The organism is Flavobacterium sp. B330r, assembly GCF_056824325.1.
Genome location: NZ_CP124860.1, coordinates 2787616 through 2805709, shown reverse-complemented (window position 1 = coordinate 2805709; position 18094 = coordinate 2787616). Strand labels below are relative to the sequence as shown.

Below are 18094 nucleotides of genomic sequence, written 5' to 3'. Positions count from 1 at the left end.
TCACTTTAAAAACCTATTTAGGAAGTCAAATTTTGAAATTCTGTGCGAAGATAAAAAAAATAACCCGAAAATTAAATCCAATTTTCGGGTTACCCAATATTATGATTCTAAAATTAATCTACGTTATCGTGCAAAAATGAATTGTTTGAACGTAATTGCAAATCGTTGTTACTATCTGTTCCAACAGAAATTCTAGAATTTGTATTGTTAGATTGTGAGTTAGACAAATCTATTCCTAATCTTTTATAAGCTGGCTCTTTTTCCAACTCATCAATTCTAGAAACATTGTTATGGAATTTATAGTTAAATTCTTTTAGTTTCTTTCTTCTTTCTTCAGCTCTTAAACGCAATGTTTCTTCAATAGTTAATTCTAAAGGAGAAACTTCAGAAGTTGTAGCCAAATCAGGTTGGCTAGCAAAATCTGGTCTTGGTTTCAACGTGATGTTTAATTCCTCTGGAATGGTTTCTTCAACTACTTTTTCAACTGGTTTAGAAGCCAACAAATCGTTTTCAACTTCCATATATTCTTCTAGAGAATACTTAATGATTCCATTGTCTGAAACTTCAGTTACTGGAACAAATTGTACTGGATCGTTTACTTTAATATCACGAGTTTCATTTGTCAATTCAAACAAAACTCTATTATCTTCAACAACTGGTTCTCTTTTTATAGGCTCTTGCTTGAACAAAGGAAGATCAAAAGAAAAAGTAGTTTGCTCTTCTCTTTCAAATACTCTTTGCTGTTGCACTGGCTGCTGCTGTACTGGTGGCTGTTGCACTTCTCTTGCTGCTGGCGTTTCAGGAGCAGAGATTGTAAAGTCGATATCGGTAATTGGCGAAACAATTTCGAAAGTTACATCAAGATTTTTGATAAACTCAGACATAACCACTAACTCTTCCTGATTAATAGCTGGAGCAACAGCTTGAACTGGAGTCGGAGTAAAAGTTTCGTCATCATCAATTAAATCAAAAACTACTTTATCCTCAACTTTTGCTGTTGGTGTATCCACAGTTAAATCAAAAGATGCAAGCGGCTTATTCGTTAGATTATGAACACTTCTTTGCTCATCTTCTAACGTATGAATGATTTTCTTTGGTTCTGTATTTACAATTTCATTTTGTTGTTCTACATCAAAACCTGTCGCAATAATAGTTACTGCAATAGCTTCGCCAAGACTTTCGTCTTCACCAACTCCCATGATAATGTTTGCGTTGTAACCAGCTTCATCTTGGATATGATCGTTGATTTCTCCAATTTCGTCCAGAGTAATCTCATTAGTTCCAGAAACGATAAGCAACAATACGTTTTTGGCACCTGTAATTTTATTATCATTCAACAATGGAGAATCCAAAGCCGAAACGATAGCATCTTTAGCTCTGTTTTCGCCTTCAGCTACAGAAGACCCCATTATAGCAGTCCCACTGTTGGCCAAAACAGTTTTCGCGTCACGTAAATCGATATTCTGAGTATAGTGGTGCGTAATTACTTCGGCAATACCTCTAGAGGCTGTTGCCAAAACTTCATCCGCTTTCGAGAATCCAGCTTTAAAACCTAGATTTCCGTATACTTCTCTTAATTTATTATTGTTGATTACAATTAAAGAATCGACTTGCTTACGCAATTTCTCAATTCCAATAATAGCTTGCTCCTGACGCACTTTCCCTTCAAACTGAAACGGAATGGTCACGATACCAACTGTCAATATTTCTCTTTCTTTTGCTAATTGCGCAATTACCGGAGCTGCACCAGTTCCAGTTCCTCCACCCATACCAGCAGTAATAAATACCATCTTAGTACCGCGATCCAACATCTTTTCAATATCAGAAATACTTTCAATTGCAGACTGCTGTCCAACATCTGGATTTGCTCCAGCTCCTAGCCCTTCAGTTAAATTAACTCCTAACTGAATTTTATTGGGTACTGAACTATTTTGAAGCGCTTGCGAATCGGTATTACAAACGATAAAATCTACGCCTTTAATACCTTGTTTGAACATGTGGTTAATTGCGTTACTTCCGCCTCCACCTACACCTATTACTTTGATTACATTTGATTGATTTTTTGGTAAATCAAATGAAATACTTCCAAATTCTGAGTTGCTCATCATCTTTTTGGTTTTTTGAAATTCTTATTAAGTACATTTTTTACTTCTTGACTTGGGGCAAGAAATAATCCTTCTCTTTTATTATTCTGCGTTGTCTAAAAATTCTTTGATTTTGTCGACATATCGATCAAAAAATGATCTTCTTATTTTGGTTTCAGTAGATTCATTTTTAGGCACCTTCTGACTTACAACTTCTTCAGGATCATCAATGGTTTCTACTCTTTCAACGTAGTTTTCTTCTACTTCGTATCGCTGTACTGGCGGAGCGGTTCTATAAACAATTTTTGGTTGCTCTTTTACCATTTCCATTCTAACAGCGCTTTGCGAACTGTTTTCGATACTGTTCATTACTAATCCTACTGCAGTTGCATATAACGGGCTAGAGATTTCTTCTCCAGAGTTTCCTGCCAAATGCTCGTTCGGATAACCAATTCTCGTATCCATTCCTGTAATGTATTCTACCAGCTGCTTAATGTGCTTTAATTGTGCACCACCACCTGTTAATACAATTCCAGCGATTAGCTTTTTACGAGGATCTTCGTGTCCGTACGCTTTAATTTCTGCAAAAACTTGCTCTACAATTTCCACCACTCTTGCGTGGATAATTTTAGATAAATTTTTAAGCGAAATCTCTTTTGGTTCTCTTCCTCTCAAACCTGGAATAGAAACAATCTCGTTATCTTTATTTTCGCCTGGCCAAGCAGATCCGAATTTTATTTTTAAAAGTTCAGCTTGTTTTTCGATGATCGAACAGCCTTCTTTGATATCGTCTGTAATTACATTTCCTCCAAAAGGAATTACAGCCGTATGACGAATGATACCGTCTTTGAAAATAGCTAAATCTGTTGTTCCTCCACCAATATCGATAAGTGCAACGCCAGCTTCTTTTTCTTCCTGACTCAAAACAGCATCTGCCGAAGCTAATGGCTCTAATGTCAATCCAGACAATTCTATTCCTGAACTCTGAATACATCTACCAACATTTCTGATTGAAGATGCCTGACCAACAACAACGTGAAAACTAGATTCTAATCTTCCGCCATACATTCCGATTGGCTCTTTAATTTCAGACTGTCCGTCAATTTTGAACTCTTGTGGCAAAACGTGAATAATTTCTTCTCCCGGTAACATCGCCAGTTTGTTTACCTGATCGATTAGAAGCTGAATATCTTTTTCGCCAATTACTTCTTCTGGATTATTTCTGCTGATGTAATCTGTATGCTGAATACTTCTGATGTGCTGTCCGGCAATACCCACAACCACATCTTTAATTTTGTATCCTGAATTATTTTCTGCTTCGACTATCGCCTGCTGTATCGATTGAATCGTCTGCGTAATGTTGTTTACTACTCCTCTGGCAACACCCAAACTTTTGGATTTACCAATGCCCAAAATCTCCAACTTACCATATTCATTTTTTTTGCCAATCATGGCAACGATTTTGGTTGTTCCAATATCTAGACCTACTGCAATATTATCTTTTTCCATTTTCTATTATTTAGTGCAAACTACTTGTTCCGTAAACCTAAGGTCAATTTTTTTGTATTTGTATAACGAACTATCTAAAACTGCTTTTTGAAAAAAGGCTTTATAGTTTCTAAATTTCTTATCAACATTCATCGTTCTTCCAAAATCTATGAAGTAATCATAGTTACGATTAAACATTTTTAAGCTTCCATTCGGCATAATCTCTACAGCAATGATGTTTTTTTTCAAAAACGCATCGTCATAAATTGTGCGAAATAAAGCTGCTAAATCTTCGTTATTTTTTTCATTTATTGCCCCTGAAACAAGAGGAACTCGCGCAGTGAAATTGTCCGATAAGGGCATTTTATTTCCCTCATAGTCAATATAAAAAGAAGCAGCGCCGTCATAAACTCTTGCTATGGGCGTCTTCTGTTTTACTACTGCTTTTAGAACTCCATCAATACTTACAAAAACGTTTGACTTCTCAATCATCTCTTGCGTATCGAGGGTTTTCTCTATCTTATTCAAATCTAGTTCATCTTTTCTAATACTGGAAGCGTCTCTTCTATTTTCTATCAACAATTTATTAACCGTCTCTGGCTTCACAAAAAGCGTATTTTCTCCTACAAAAACGACTACTGATTTTTTCAATTTTCGATCGCCATTTCGGTGCTTAGCGAAAGAATATAGAAACAAAACCAGTCCGAAAATAAGTACTAATCTAATATTTGCCCAATTAAATATTTTCATTTAAAACCTTTTTAATTGACGGAACCATCTCTCCCAGATCACCAGCTCCAATTGTTACAATAATAGGTGCATCACTGGCTTTAATTTCACCTAATAAATCTTCTTTTGTAACAATCTTTTTGTTCGAATTTGTCATTTTACCCAAAAGCCACTCAGAAGTTACTCCTTCCATCGGAAGCTCTCTAGCAGGGTAAATATCCATCAAAAACACTTCATCAAACTGCGATAAACTTGCTGCAAATCCGTCGACAAAGTCTCTTGTTCTGCTAAACAAATGCGGCTGGAAAATTGCCAAAACTTTACGTCCTGGATACAACTCTCTAACTGCTTGATGAACAGCATTTATTTCTGTTGGATGATGTGCATAATCATCAATATATACTAAATTTTCACTCTTAATTTGATATGAAAAACGTCTTCTAATTCCGTTGAATGAAGCAATGGCTTTTGCAATAGAATCGGTCGGGGTGCCGAAAGTCTTAGCCATCGCAATAGCCATCAATCCATTCATTAAATTGTGTCTTCCAGGCAATCCAAAACGCAAATCTTTCATAATTTCTGATGGCGTCTGCACATCAAAAACATAAGCCCCATCTTCAATGCGAACATTAAAAGCCTTATAAACAGCATCTTCATTTACAGCACATTGAACTCCCTCTAAAGGCAACTCTTTTGTAATGAAGAGATTATTTTTATCTTCTACTTTTGAAGCAAACTCTCTAAAAGAAGCCTCAATTGCATCACTAGTTCCATAAATATCCAAGTGATCCGCATCCATAGAAGTCACACAAGCGATGTCTGGACGCAAATGCAAAAATGATCTGTCAAATTCATCTGCTTCTACCACCGTTACCGTTTTTCCGCTTCCGATTAAATTTGAATTATAATTCTCTACAATTCCACCAATGAAAGCAGTTACATCAGCACCGCTTTGAAACAAAATATGCCCCAAAATACTAGAAGTCGTTGTTTTTCCATGCGTTCCTGCAACTGCAAAACAAAAAGTATCTTTACTTATGATTCCAAGAACTTCAGCTCTTTTTTTAACCTGGTAATGTCTTTCAATAAAATAATTCCATTCTGAATGTGTTTTTGGAACCGCTGGCGTATATATCACCAACGTATTCTCCAAATAATAATCTTTTGGAATTAAGCTTATATCATCTTCAAAATGAATATCAATACCACTCTCAATCAATTCATTAGTTAGCATAGAAGGCGTTTTGTCGTAACCTGAAACTTGTTTTCCAATAAACTTGAAATAACGAGCCAGAGCACTCATTCCGATTCCTCCGATACCAATAAAATAAACGTTTTGTATTTGATTTAAATTCATTTTTTTTTTGCTTTATGCCGTAAGCTTTAGGCTGTAAGCCTATAACTTTTGTCTTTATTTTCTAATCCTCTTTTATCCTTTTAATCTATATTACGTTTTAGATAGCATTCTCAAGCTTAAAGCTGATTGCCTATAGCTTACAGCTTATCTAATTAACTTGACAATTTCAGCCACAATATCTTGTGTAGCTCTTGGTTTTGCCAATTTTTTAATGTTATCACTTAATTGTTTTTGTTTTCCAGAATCTTTCAGCAGCGCTTCAAAAACAATGCTAAACTGACTGTCAAGCTCAGATTCTTTCAACAAAATCGCACCTTTAGCATCAACAATCGCTTGTGCATTTTTAGTCTGATGATCCTCAGCTACATTAGGTGACGGAATAAAAATCACTGGTTTCCCTACAATGCACAATTCTGACACTGATGAAGCACCTGCACGTGAAATTATGACATCCGATGCTGCGTAAACAAAATCCATTCTTTCAATAAAATCGACCACTTTTACATTTGGCTGATTGTATTTTTTATAATCTTCAAAATATAATTTTCCACATTGCCAGATTACCTGAACATCTTGCGAAAGGAAATTTTGCAATTCTTTTTCAATTAACTGATTGATTCTTCTTGCTCCTAAACTTCCTCCTAAAACCAGTAATGTTTTCTTATTCGGATCTAAGCCATAAAAAGCAATTGCTTCTTCACGTTTGCTTTCAATGTCAATTAAATCCTGACGAACTGGATTCCCTGTTAAAACAATTTTTTCTTTTGGAAAAAAGCGCTCTAAATTTTCATAAGCCACACAAATTGCATTGGCTTTCTTGCTCAACAATTTGTTTGTAATTCCTGGATAAGAATTCTGCTCCTGAACCACTGTTGGAATTCCTGCCGAACCTGCCGCTTGCAATAAAGGTCCGCTGGCAAAACCACCCGTACCGATTACCACATTGGGCTTAAACTTTTTAATTATTCTTTTTGATTCCAATAAACTGCTTGCCAGTTTAAGAGGAAACATTAAATTTTGTAATGTCAATTTTCGCTGTAAACCAGCAATCCAAAGACCTTTTATTTCATAACCTGCCTGAGGCACTTTCTGCATTTCCATTTTATCTCTAGCACCTACAAAAAGAAATTCTGCATCAGGAAATTGTAATTTTAATTCATTTGCAATTGCAATCGCAGGATAGATATGTCCTCCTGTTCCTCCTCCGCTAAGTATGAATTTATACTTTGTCATCTGTCTAAAAATTACAACTTTTTAAAAAATTTTTATATTTTAATCTTATTTGTTTAAAACCGCATTCATCGGATTTCTTGAATTGTCTTCTATCGAATACATTGCCTCTTCTTCATATATTTCATCTGCTGGCAAATCCTCTTCTGCCATTTCTTTATCTATCAATCGCTGTAAGGCTTCTTTTCGTTTTTCTCTCTCCAATTTATCCTCAGCAATTTCTTCTTCTTTTCTCGTTACGCTAATGATAATTCCGAGTCCAAGACAGGTCATCCAAATCGAACTTCCCCCGCTACTTATCAACGGAAGCGTCTGCCCTGTAACTGGCAATAATTCTACCGCAACCGCCATATTGATCATTGCTTGAAATATCATCGGAAACCCAACACCAACGACAACTAATTTTCCAAACACCGTAGGCGCTTTATGCGAAGCAATTACAAATCGGAACAATAATAACAAATACAGAATAACAATTGAAACTCCTCCAACCAAACCGTATTCTTCTACAATAATGGCATAAATAAAATCGGAAGAAGATTGTGGCAAAAAGTTCTTCTGAACACTTTTTCCTGGACCTAATCCTCCTAATTTTCCAGATGCAATTGCAATTTTCGCTTTCTCAATCTGATAGTCATCTTCGTCTGGTTTGTCTGTTGTAAAATTTGTAATACGACTTTCCCAAGTTGAAACCCTGCTAAAGAATCTTGAATCTGGAAAAGCTTTTGCCACTAAAAGGAAAAATGCTAACATCGCAACTCCTGAACCAATGATAAAAGCAATATATTTTAATGGATATTTACCAATAAATGTTAGCATCAAAACCATTGCAAAAATTAACGCCGTAGTCGAAAAGTTTGCTGGAAGAATTAATACTAATGTAATAAATACTGGAACCCAAAGCTGAATCAATGAGGTCTGAAATGGCTCATTTTCTTCTTTAGTCTTCGACAAATAGCGCGCTACATAAATAAACAATACAATAGATGCCAATGTTGATGTCTGAAACGTAATTCCGATAAAGGGAACCTGAATCCAACGGCTAGCGTTTGCACCAGCAATAACAGTTCCTTTTAAAAGCGTATAAAGCAGTAAAATCCAAACCACTGGGAGCGCAATCTTCGAAATTGCTCTAAAATAGTGATACGGCACTCTATGCACCCAGTAAATAATCAAGAATCCAATACAGATATGCGCCAGATGTTTTACTAAATAGCCTAATGTATTTCCTGTTCCGTGCCCAATATAAGCCAAATTACTACTTGCACTAAAAACAGGCATAAACGAAAACAACGCCAATAAGGCCACAAATGACCATATTACCCTATCTCCTTTTAGTTTGTTTACTAGCTCCTTCATAATCTTTTTGTTTCAGGTTTTGTTTTGTTTCATGTTTCAAGTTTCGTTCAACTTGAAACATGAAACTCTTTCTTTTCTACAAGTTGTGTACTGCTTGCTTAAATTGCTTTCCTCTGTCTTCGTAGTTTTCGAATAAATCGAAACTTGCGCAGGCTGGAGATAATAAAACAACGTCTCCTTTTTCTGTTAATCTTTGAGCAGTTTTTACTGCATCATTCATGTTATTTACTTCAACCATAATATCAACAACGTTTCCAAAAGCATCAATAATTTTACGGTTATCGATTCCAAGACAGATAATTGCTTTTACTTTTTCGCGTACTAACGACATTAATTCGTTATAATCGTTCCCTTTATCAACACCTCCAACAATCCATACTGTTGGCGAATTCATACTATCCAAAGCAAAGAAAGTAGCGTTTACATTTGTTGCTTTTGAATCGTTGATATATTGAACGTTCTGTATTTTTAATACTTTTTCTAAACGGTGTTCAACACCTTGGAAATTAGATAGACTTTCACGAATCGTTGCATTTCTAATTTGCATCAATTTAGCTACAGAGCTTGCTGCCATGGCGTTTTTCATATTATGTTTTCCTTCTAACGCAATGTGTTCTGTATCCATTGTAAACTCTTCTTGGTTGATCTTTATTTCCATTTTGTTGTTATTTATAGAAGCCCCTTCATCAAATTTTTTCGTCAATGAAAAAGGAATTAGTTTTGCTTTTGTTTTGTTCTTTTTTAACCATTCTGTACTTGCTTCATCATCTGCATCGTAAATCAGATAATCATTTTCAGTCTGGTTCATCGTTATTCGGAACTTCGAATTGATATAATTTTCATATTTATATTCGTATCGATCTAAATGGTCTGGACTTATATTGGTTATTATTGCAATATCGGGTCTGTAATTTATTATTCCGTCTAACTGAAAACTGCTTAATTCAAGAACGTAGGCATCAAATTTATTCTCAGCCACCTGCCAGGCGAAGCTCTTTCCAATATTCCCTCCTAATCCGACATTTAATCCTGCATATTTCAACAGATGATGAGTCAGCATTGTTGTGGTTGTTTTACCATTACTTCCTGTAATCCCGATGGTCATTGCTTCTGTGTAAGGAATCGCAAATTCAATTTCCGAAATCACCTTTACTCCTGCCGCAACAAGCTTTTTTACTATCGGAGACTTGTCAGGAATTCCTGGGCTTTTCATTACCACATCTGCATTTAGAATTAAATCCTCTGTATGCTGCTCTTCTTCCCAGGCAATTTTATTAATGATAAGAACTTCTTTGTAACTCTCTTTTATTTTTCCAAAATCGGATACAAAAACATCATATCCCTGTTTCTTACCGAGGATTGCGGTTCCTACACCGCTTTCTCCTCCTCCTAAAACTACTAGCCTCATTTATCTCAGTTTTAAAGTGATGATTGATAAAATGGCTAACATTACAGCAACAATCCAGAAACGGGTTACGATTTTACTTTCGTGATATCCTTTTTTCTGATAATGATGATGCAAAGGTGACATCAGGAAAATTCTTCGTCCTTCTCCGAAACGCTTCTTCGTATATTTAAAATAAGTTACCTGAATAATTACTGAAGCACTTTCTGCTAAGAAAATTCCACAGAATAAAACAATCAATATTTCTTTACGAACTGCAATGGCTAAAACTGCGATAATCCCTCCAATGGTCAAACTTCCCGTATCTCCCATAAATACAGAAGCTGGATAAGAATTGTACCAAAGAAAACCAATAAGCGCACCCACAAAAGCTGAAATAAAGACCGTCATTTCTCCCGAATTGGGGATGTACATAATATTCAGATAATTTGAAAAAATGATATTACCAGAAACGAACGTAAAAATCCCGAGTGCGAGGACGGATATTGCAGAGGTTCCTGCGGCCAGTCCGTCGATCCCATCTGTTAAATTAGCCCCATTTGAAACCGCTGTAATAATAAAAATCACTACTGGAATAAAAATCAACCAAGCCCATTTCTCATATCCATCTCCCATAAAAGACAATACTTCAGCATAATCAAATTCATTATTTTTTACAAAAGGAATTGTCGTTGCTGTAGATTTTTCTTCAATAGGCGCTGGCAATACAACTGTTGTGTTTCCCGCTGTTTTAAAAATATCTGTACGTCCAGTATCTGTTCTTACCGTAACAGCAGGATTAAAATAAAGAACCGCTCCTACTATAATTCCAAGACCAACTTGACCAATTACTTTAAAAATACCTTTTAAGCCTTGTTTGTCTTTTTTGAATATCTTGATATAATCATCAACAAAACCAATTGTTCCCATCCACAATGTTGTTACAATCAGCAAAACGATATAAATGTTATGCAATCTTGCAAATAACAAAACCGGAACTAAGGTTGCAAAAATGATAATTAAACCACCCATTGTTGGCGTACCAGCTTTTTCATTCTGACCTGCAAGACCAAGCTCACGTACGGTTTCTCCAACTTGCTGACGGCGTAAAAAGTTAATTACTCTTTTACCATAAATAGTCGACAGAAGCAACGAAAGCATAAATGCCAAAGCTGATCTAAATGTGATGTACTGGAAAACCCCTGTTCCAGGAACGTCCAATGTTTTATCAAAATATTCAAATAAATAGTACAGCATATTTTCTTATTTTTTTAAATTCCAATCTCGAATTAAATTCCAATTTTTTAAAACCCAAAATCCAAATTTTATTGGGATTTGGAATTTGAAATTTCCTTTTTGTTATTTATTTAGTTGTTCTAAAATCTCTTTTACCGTTTCCATATCATCAAAATGATGGCGAACACCATTTATTTCTTGATAAGTTTCATGCCCTTTTCCTGCAATTAAAATGATATCTTTAGGCTGAGCCAATTGACAAGCCGTTTTAATTGCCTGTTTTCTATCTGTAATTCGCAGCATTTTTTTATAGTTGTGAGGCTCAACTCCCTGCTCCATTTCATCCAAAATAACTTCTGGATCTTCATTTCTTGGATTATCTGAAGTCAAAACTGCTTTATCACTCATATCTGAAGCAATCTTTGCCATTATTGGACGTTTTGTTTTATCACGATTTCCTCCACAGCCTACTACAGTAATTAGCTGTTCGTTTTTAGTGCGAATATCATTTATCGTTTTCAAAACATTCTCCAAGGCATCTGGCGTATGTGCGTAATCTACAACAGCAGTAATTCCGCCATCTGATACGATATACTGAAAACGTCCTGAAACACTTTCTAAATCTGACAGTAAACGCAACGCTTCAAGACTATCAATTCCTAGTTCTACAGCAGTTCCATAAATCGCTAAAACATTGTATGCGTTGAAAGTACCAATCAGTTTTACCCAAACTTCATTATCGTTAACTTTCAACAATAATCCAGACAATTGGCTTTCTAAAATCTGCGCTCTATAATCTGCATAAGATTTTAAAGCGTAAGTCAATTTTTTAGCCACTGTATTTTGCAGCATCACCGATCCATTTTTGTCATCAATATTCGATATAACAAAAGCTGATTTTGGAAGAGAGTCAAAAAATGACTTTTTAACATCTCTATATTCAGCAAATGTTGGGTGATAATCTAAGTGATCGTGAGAAAGATTCGTGAAAATTCCGCCCACAAAATGCAAAGCTTCTGTACGTTTCTGGTGAATTCCATGCGAACTTACCTCCATAAAACAGTGCGTAACTCCCGCTTCAACCATTTCATTCAAATAATGATTAATAGTTAAAGAATCTGGTGTTGTATGCGTTGCTGGATATTCTGTTTGATCTACTACAATTTTTACCGTTGACAATAAACCAACCTTAAACCCTGCTTTTTGAAACAACTGAAATAATAAGGACGCAATAGTTGTTTTTCCATTTGTTCCTGTTACACCCACTAATTTTAACTTTGCAGATGGATCTTCAAAATAATTAGCGGCCATAAAAGCTAAAGCCGTATTGGTATCTTTTACTTGAATATAAGTTACTTCATTAGCTGTATTTTCAGGAAGCGTATCACAAATAATCGCTTTAGCTCCAAGCTGAATTGCTTTTTCGATATAATCGTGTCCATCTGAAAGTGAACCGCGAATTGCCACGAAAATATCATTTGCTTCTACTTTACGAGAATCAAATTCGATTTTCTGAATAGCAATATCTGTTGAACCTTTTACAGATTCAATAGCTACTTTATATAATATGTCTTTTAATACTTTCACGATAATTCTAATACAATTGTTGTGTTTTTACTTATACTGGTTCCCGCTTGAATCGATTGATTTTTTACTTTCCCCATTCCATTTACTTTTACTTTCAAACCTAAATTTTCTAGTAAAGCAATCGCGTCCATTCCTGGCATTCCTTTTAAATTCGGAATCTGGTTAAGCTTTTTATTAGCTTCAGCCGTATATTTATCATAACTAGCATCCTGCTTCGGAATTCTAGAATCTAATTTTTTGATTTTATTTGTCGAAGGCGCATCGGTAAAAATCTTTTGCGCAATTCTCTTAAAAACCGGTCCGGCAACATCTGCTCCATAGTAATTATTTCTAGACGTATTAGGTTTATGAACTACTACAATACAAGAATACTTTGGATGATCAGCTGGAAAATAGCCCGCAAAAGAAGATGCATAATACATTCCTTCTCTTCCTGCGTTGCCATAATTCACCATAGCTGTTCCCGTTTTTCCTGCCATTGAAAAATCTTTCGAATACAACTTAGAACCTGTTCCTTTTTTCACCACATTCGCCAAAACTGCTTTTACTTTTTTAAGTGTCTCTGGTGAACAAACCTTTGGATTCATTACTTCTGTATCAAACTTTTTAATGGTTTTGTTCCATTCTTTAATTTCTGATACAAATTGCGGTTTTACCATTACCCCATTGTTTGCAACCGCATTATACAAAGTTAAAGTCTGCATTGGCGTAACCGAAACGTTATATCCAAAAGCCATCCAAGGAAGCGTAGTTCCCGACCAATGTTTGTCTCCAGGCTGCGGAATATAAGGCCTTCCTTCTCCTTTAAAATGCAATCCCAATGGTTTATTTAAGCCTAAATTATTGATATGATTTACAAATTTAGAAGGGTTGCTTTTGTAATTTTCGTAGACTGCCTGAACCATTACGGTATTGGACGAAAGCTCAAATCCGCGTGCCAAAGTAACTTTCCCGTAACCACCTCTATGCGAATCACGAACAGCTCTTCCATAATATCTAATTTCTCCGCCATGACTATCGTAAACTGTACTTGTATCAGCCACCTTATCTTCTAAAATCGCCATTAAATCAACTAATTTAAAAGTCGATCCAGGTTCGTGAGATTCAGCAACTGCATAATTGGTTGTTTCGTAATAAGAACCATCTTCTGCTCTTCCTAAATTTGAAATCGCTTTTATGTATCCTGTTTCCGTCTCCATTACTACCACACAACCGTGATCTGCTTCGTAATCTTCCAATTGTTTCAACAAAGCGTGGTGTGCGATATCTTGAATGAAAACATCTATAGTCGAAATCACATCGTAACCGTCAATTGGATCCACTTCGTTTACATCACGAATTGGTTTCCATTGTCCTTTTGCAATTTTTTGCTTTAGAATTTTACCATCTTTTCCGTTCAAATAGCTTTTAAAAGCCCATTCAATTCCTTTTCCTACTTCTATTCCAGTTGCTGGATCAATACGGTCGTAGCCAATTGTTCTTTCTGCAATTTTACCTATTGGATGTTTTCTAACAGTTTCTTGCTCAACAATAATTCCACCTTTGAAAGCACCTAAATTGAATAATGGAAACCCTTTAATTTTTACATATTCCGTATAACTCAAATTGCGGGCAATCAAATAATAACGGTTTTTATTCTCTCGTGCTTTTCTTAATTCTTTTTGAAAATAGCCACTTGGCTTATCTAAAACAGTTGCTAGAGAATCTGACAATTGTTTTACATACTTTTCGAATGTTTCTTTTTTTGGCGCTTTTGCATCAAAACGAATTTCATAATTCGGGATAGATGTTGCCAATAAACTTCCATCAGCAGAATAAATATTTCCTTTATTGGCAGGAATTACAAAATTTCTAACGGTACGCTGTTTCGCCAGTTTTCTGTAATAATCTCCATCAACCCACTGAATATTGGTTAATTTAACGACAATAGCAATTGCCATCAAAAAGATGAAAACTGCTACGAGATAAATTCTGTAGGATATATGTTTATCGTCTACTGCCATATTCTTTTAAAGAAACTTTTTTCTTCTTCTTTTTTAACTTCTATTTTCACTGGAGGAACCGTCGACGGAAAAATTTGTTTTTCTAACATTTTATCCGAGATAGTTGACTCCATTTTTAACTTCATCAATTCTGAACGGCGATCTACAAATTCAGATCTTAGTTCTTTTACTTCATTATTTAATTTCGCGATTTCAAAAACCTTTTGTTCGTATCGCTGTGTATTGGCAATCATCAAAATGGCCAGCAGAATTATAAAAACGATAAATCGCCAATTTTTTACTGCATCTTCATGAATCAGGAATCTTGCTTTTAATATGCTAAATACACCACTTTTCATTATTTCCTACCTTAATATATATTATAGCTTTTCTGCGACTCTTAATTTGGCACTTCTTGCTCTATTATTAATTTTGATTTCTTCGTTGTCTGGAACAATCAGTTTTCCGATAGTTTTGAATGGAACTGAAAAATTTCCGTAAAAATCTCTTTCTGGCTCTCCTTCAAACATTCCGTTTTTAATAAACCTCTTTACCAAACGATCTTCTAAAGAATGATACGAGATTACCGAAAATCTTCCTCCTGGTTTTAAAACTTCCAACGACTGCTCAATAAATTCTTTTAGAACATCCATTTCCTGATTTACCTCGATTCGAATTGCCTGGTATATCTGAGCCAAAACTTTGTTTCGAACTTTCTCTGGCAAAAACTTTTTCAGAACATCTTTCAATTCTTCAGTCGTTTTGATTGGGTAATCTTTTCTTGCCTCAACAATTGTTCTAGCCAAAACCGGTGCATTTTTCAACTCCCCATAATCAAAAAAAACACGACGTAAATCCTGTTCTTCATATTCGTTAACCACTCGATAAGCATTCAAATCATTCTTTTGACTCATCCGCATATCTAGTTCGGCATCAAATCGGGTAGAAAAACCTCTTTCTGGAACATCAAACTGATGTGATGAAACTCCCAAATCTGCCAAGATTCCATCTACTGCTTTTACTCCGTGAAAACGTAAAAACCTTTTTATGAACCTAAAATTTTCGTTTATCAAAGTGAACCTTTCGTCTGGCAGTGCATTGGCAAGCGCATCTTCGTCTTGGTCAAATGCAAACAGCCTTCCGTTTGGCCCTAATCTTTTTAAAATCTCTTTTGAATGACCACCGCCTCCAAACGTAACATCTACATACACACCATCAGGTTTAATATTTAAACCATCTACTGTTGGATGAAGCAAAACCGGATTATGATATTCCATCTTCGTCGTCATTAATATTTCCCATTACTTCTTCGGCTAGATCTGCAAAATCCATATCTTCGCCACTAATTGATTTCTCGTATAAATCTTTGTCCCAAATCTCAACAATATTAACCGCAGATGAAAAAACCACATCTTTAGAAATACTTGCAAACGTTACCAAATCTTTTGGAACAAGCAATCTTCCTAATGCATCAACCTCAACCACTTTAACACCAGCAGTAAACCTTCTAATGAAATCGTTGTTCTTTTTTACAAAGCGATTAAGCTTGTTGATTTTTTTCATCATCGCATCCCATTCTACCATAGGATACAATTCTAAACACGGCTGAAAAACAGAACGCTTCAAAACGAATCCGTCTTGAAGAGAAGCCGTCAACTGCTTTTTTAAAGGTGCAGGCATCATTAGCCTCCCTTTAGCATCGACTTTACATTCATATGTTCCAACAATTGTATTCAAAAAAAACTAGTTAACATGTTATACAGCAAAAATATAAAAAATATTACCACATATTACCACTTTATACCACTTTGTTAATAAGTTTAACCACTTTGCTACCACTTTCCATAACCTGCATTTAATCAATACTTTAACTATTAATTAACAGATTCTTAAATACGTTATTCATTCAAAAAAATAATGCGCTAATTTTCTTAAAAAATTGATTATAATGCACATTTCTTAACATTTACGTATTTTAACAAATATCATCTTAATTACTGATTTTTAACATTTTACATATTCTACTGAAATTATCTAGTTAAAAAATGGCATCAAAAATTCATTTTTGTTGAATTAACCCTATATTTGTCGAAATTGAAATTGGCATTAGATTAGATGGACAAACACTATAAAAAAGAAGGCAAATACAGCTATTTCGAAGCTGGAGAAGGAACTCCGATCGTTATTCTGCATGGTTTAATGGGAGGTCTAAGTAACTTTGATGGTGTAGCACAATATTTCCCAACGAAAGGATATAAAGTTGTTATCCCAGATTTGCCAATATACACCCAAAGCATTTTAAAAACGAACGTAAAAAGTTTTGCGAAATACGTAAAAGACTTTATCACTTACAAAGGGTTTGACAAAGTTATTCTTCTAGGAAATTCTCTTGGAGGGCATATTGCTTTGTACCATACAAAACTTTATCCTGAGAAAGTTGCCGGACTTGTAATTACTGGAAGTTCTGGACTTTACGAAAGCGCAATGGGAGATAGCTATCCAAGAAGAGGCGATTACGAATACATCAAAACAAAAGCTGAAGCTGTATTTTATGACCCAAAAATTGCAACTCCCGATTTGATTGATGAAGTTTACGCTACAGCTAATGACCGCATCAAATTAATCAAAACTTTAACCATTGCAAAGAGTGCCATTCGCCATAATATGGCTAAAGATTTGCCAAAAATGGACGTTGAAACTTGTATTATTTGGGGTCGAAATGACTCTGTAACTCCTCCAAATGTAGCTGAAGAATTTGATAAATTGTTACCAAATTCAACTTTATACTGGATTGACAAATGCGGACACGCAGCGATGATGGAACACCCTCAGGAATTTAATGAAATTCTTGAAAAATGGCTTACTGAAAAGAATTTTTAGCCGTCAAAATTTATTTTTTTTAGGAGGTTTTAAAACGAAAGAACATGAAAATTAACACCGCCGAATTTATTGTCAGCAATTCTGATGCATCAAAATGTCCAAAGGATTTTTTGCCAGAATATGCTTTTATAGGAAGATCAAACGTAGGTAAGTCATCTTTGATTAATATGCTTACCAACAATAAAAACTTAGCCAAAACATCTGGAAAACCAGGAAAAACACAATTAATAAATCATTTCAAAATCAATAACAATTGGTTTTTGGTCGATTTGCCGGGTTATGGTTACGCTAAAGTTTCTAAGAAAACAAAATCAGTTTTTCAGCAATTTATTACTGATTATTTTGAAAACAGAGAACAACTGGTTTGTGCTTTTGTTTTAATTGACATTCGCCACGAAGCTCAAAAAATAGATATCGAATTTATGTCTTATATGGGCGAAAGCGAAATTCCGTTCTGCATTATTTTTACTAAAGCAGATAAAATTAGCAAAACAAAAATAGATTCGCATATTGCAGCTTACAAAAAACAGATGTTTGCCAACAACTGGGCCGAAATGCCTCAATATTTTGTAACCTCATCTACAGAATCTACCGGAAAAGAAGAACTATTATCTTATATAGATGAAGTGAATCAGGAAGTTTTTAAAAACAACTCGGAGTTTTAAAATTTAAACTCCAATTTTTTGAAATTCCAAATTCCAAACTTTACAAACTCACAATATTAAAATCCCAAATTCCAATTGTAATCCTGGAATTTGGGATTTTTATTTTTGAAAGT

15 protein-coding genes are annotated in these 18094 nt (G+C 35.0%); 2 read left to right on the top strand and 13 right to left on the bottom strand.

The genetic code is table 11. The features are described 5' to 3' along the window. Positions 1 to 113 precede the first annotated feature (113 nt). The 13 genes from ftsZ to QLQ95_RS12525 form a co-directional block, all read right to left on the bottom strand. Positions 114 to 2108 carry a cell division protein FtsZ gene (gene ftsZ, locus QLQ95_RS12585; RefSeq protein ID WP_428238979.1) on the bottom strand — a complete coding sequence of 665 codons (1995 nt, stop codon included), beginning with the start codon at positions 2106 to 2108 and terminating at the stop codon, positions 114 to 116. 78 nt (positions 2109 to 2186) lie between these two features. Continuing rightward, complete coding sequence (ftsA, locus tag QLQ95_RS12580) at positions 2187 to 3593, bottom strand: cell division protein FtsA (RefSeq protein WP_095928591.1); 1407 nt, start codon at positions 3591 to 3593, stop codon at positions 2187 to 2189. 6 nt (positions 3594 to 3599) lie between these two features. After that, the gene (locus QLQ95_RS12575; protein WP_248729504.1) at positions 3600 to 4322 is read right to left on the bottom strand and encodes a cell division protein FtsQ/DivIB; all 723 of its coding nucleotides are present in this window, start codon (positions 4320 to 4322) and stop codon (positions 3600 to 3602) included. Beyond that, positions 4309 to 5658: a UDP-N-acetylmuramate--L-alanine ligase gene (gene murC / locus QLQ95_RS12570; RefSeq protein WP_095928589.1), complete on the bottom strand. Its 1350-nt coding sequence runs from the start codon at positions 5656 to 5658 to the stop codon at positions 4309 to 4311. The genes QLQ95_RS12575 and murC overlap by 14 nt, the downstream gene beginning before the upstream one ends. Before the next feature lie 144 nt (positions 5659 to 5802). Beyond that, positions 5803 to 6891: an undecaprenyldiphospho-muramoylpentapeptide beta-N-acetylglucosaminyltransferase gene (gene murG / locus QLQ95_RS12565; RefSeq protein ID WP_095928588.1), complete on the bottom strand. Its 1089-nt coding sequence runs from the start codon at positions 6889 to 6891 to the stop codon at positions 5803 to 5805. Between the two features lie 45 nt (positions 6892 to 6936). Further along, entirely contained in the window at positions 6937 to 8247 is a 1311-nt protein-coding gene (locus QLQ95_RS12560) for an FtsW/RodA/SpoVE family cell cycle protein (RefSeq protein WP_095928587.1), read from the bottom strand. A 76-nt stretch (positions 8248 to 8323) separates the two neighbouring features. Beyond that, positions 8324 to 9655, bottom strand: coding sequence for a UDP-N-acetylmuramoyl-L-alanine--D-glutamate ligase (gene murD, locus QLQ95_RS12555; protein ID WP_428238975.1), 1332 nt, complete (start codon positions 9653 to 9655; stop codon positions 8324 to 8326). Next, on the bottom strand, positions 9656 to 10888 hold the full coding sequence (gene mraY / locus QLQ95_RS12550; RefSeq protein ID WP_095928585.1) for a phospho-N-acetylmuramoyl-pentapeptide-transferase: 1233 nt from the start codon (positions 10886 to 10888) through the stop codon (positions 9656 to 9658). It lies immediately after the preceding gene. Positions 10889 to 10990: 102 nt separating this feature from the next. Then, complete coding sequence (locus QLQ95_RS12545; RefSeq protein WP_482504009.1) at positions 10991 to 12454, bottom strand: UDP-N-acetylmuramoyl-L-alanyl-D-glutamate--2,6-diaminopimelate ligase; 1464 nt, start codon at positions 12452 to 12454, stop codon at positions 10991 to 10993. Further along, entirely contained in the window at positions 12451 to 14457 is a 2007-nt protein-coding gene (locus QLQ95_RS12540) for a penicillin-binding protein (RefSeq protein WP_320492812.1), read from the bottom strand. The genes QLQ95_RS12545 and QLQ95_RS12540 overlap by 4 nt, the downstream gene beginning before the upstream one ends. Beyond that, positions 14448 to 14795, bottom strand: a complete 348-nt coding sequence (locus QLQ95_RS12535) for an FtsL-like putative cell division protein (RefSeq protein ID WP_008467159.1) — start codon at positions 14793 to 14795, stop codon at positions 14448 to 14450. The genes QLQ95_RS12540 and QLQ95_RS12535 overlap by 10 nt, the downstream gene beginning before the upstream one ends. Before the next feature lie 21 nt (positions 14796 to 14816). After that, on the bottom strand, positions 14817 to 15725 hold the full coding sequence (gene rsmH / locus QLQ95_RS12530) for a 16S rRNA (cytosine(1402)-N(4))-methyltransferase RsmH (protein WP_172426853.1): 909 nt from the start codon (positions 15723 to 15725) through the stop codon (positions 14817 to 14819). Next, the gene (locus QLQ95_RS12525; protein ID WP_035691746.1) at positions 15700 to 16173 is read right to left on the bottom strand and encodes a division/cell wall cluster transcriptional repressor MraZ; all 474 of its coding nucleotides are present in this window, start codon (positions 16171 to 16173) and stop codon (positions 15700 to 15702) included. Before QLQ95_RS12525 ends, rsmH begins: the two co-directional genes overlap by 26 nt. A 378-nt stretch (positions 16174 to 16551) precedes the next feature. Between QLQ95_RS12525 and QLQ95_RS12520 the strand changes: the two genes are divergently transcribed. Both QLQ95_RS12520 and yihA read left to right on the top strand, forming a co-directional pair. Next, positions 16552 to 17316: an alpha/beta fold hydrolase gene (locus QLQ95_RS12520; protein ID WP_095928582.1), complete on the top strand. Its 765-nt coding sequence runs from the start codon at positions 16552 to 16554 to the stop codon at positions 17314 to 17316. 44 nt (positions 17317 to 17360) lie between these two features. After that, positions 17361 to 17981, top strand: coding sequence for a ribosome biogenesis GTP-binding protein YihA/YsxC (gene yihA / locus QLQ95_RS12515; RefSeq protein WP_095928581.1), 621 nt, complete (start codon positions 17361 to 17363; stop codon positions 17979 to 17981). The last annotated feature ends 113 nt before the right edge of the window (positions 17982 to 18094 follow it).

Bases quoted from the DNA above. Each gene is read 5' to 3' on its own strand.
- ftsZ (WP_428238979.1), bottom strand. From the start codon at position 2,108: ATGATGAGCAACTCAGAATTTGGAAGTATTTCATTTGATTTACCAAAA.
- ftsA (WP_095928591.1), bottom strand. From the start codon at position 3,593: ATGGAAAAAGATAATATTGCAGTAGGTCTAGATATTGGAACAACCAAA.
- QLQ95_RS12575 (WP_248729504.1), bottom strand. From the start codon at position 4,322: ATGAAAATATTTAATTGGGCAAATATTAGATTAGTACTTATTTTCGGA.
- murC (WP_095928589.1), bottom strand. From the start codon at position 5,658: ATGAATTTAAATCAAATACAAAACGTTTATTTTATTGGTATCGGAGGA.
- murG (WP_095928588.1), bottom strand. From the start codon at position 6,891: ATGACAAAGTATAAATTCATACTTAGCGGAGGAGGAACAGGAGGACAT.
- QLQ95_RS12560 (WP_095928587.1), bottom strand. From the start codon at position 8,247: ATGAAGGAGCTAGTAAACAAACTAAAAGGAGATAGGGTAATATGGTCA.
- murD (WP_428238975.1), bottom strand. From the start codon at position 9,655: ATGAGGCTAGTAGTTTTAGGAGGAGGAGAAAGCGGTGTAGGAACCGCA.
- mraY (WP_095928585.1), bottom strand. From the start codon at position 10,888: ATGCTGTACTATTTATTTGAATATTTTGATAAAACATTGGACGTTCCT.
- QLQ95_RS12540 (WP_320492812.1), bottom strand. From the start codon at position 14,457: ATGGCAGTAGACGATAAACATATATCCTACAGAATTTATCTCGTAGCA.
- QLQ95_RS12535 (WP_008467159.1), bottom strand. From the start codon at position 14,795: ATGAAAAGTGGTGTATTTAGCATATTAAAAGCAAGATTCCTGATTCAT.
- rsmH (WP_172426853.1), bottom strand. From the start codon at position 15,725: ATGACGACGAAGATGGAATATCATAATCCGGTTTTGCTTCATCCAACA.
- QLQ95_RS12520 (WP_095928582.1), top strand. From the start codon at position 16,552: ATGGACAAACACTATAAAAAAGAAGGCAAATACAGCTATTTCGAAGCT.
- yihA (WP_095928581.1), top strand. From the start codon at position 17,361: ATGAAAATTAACACCGCCGAATTTATTGTCAGCAATTCTGATGCATCA.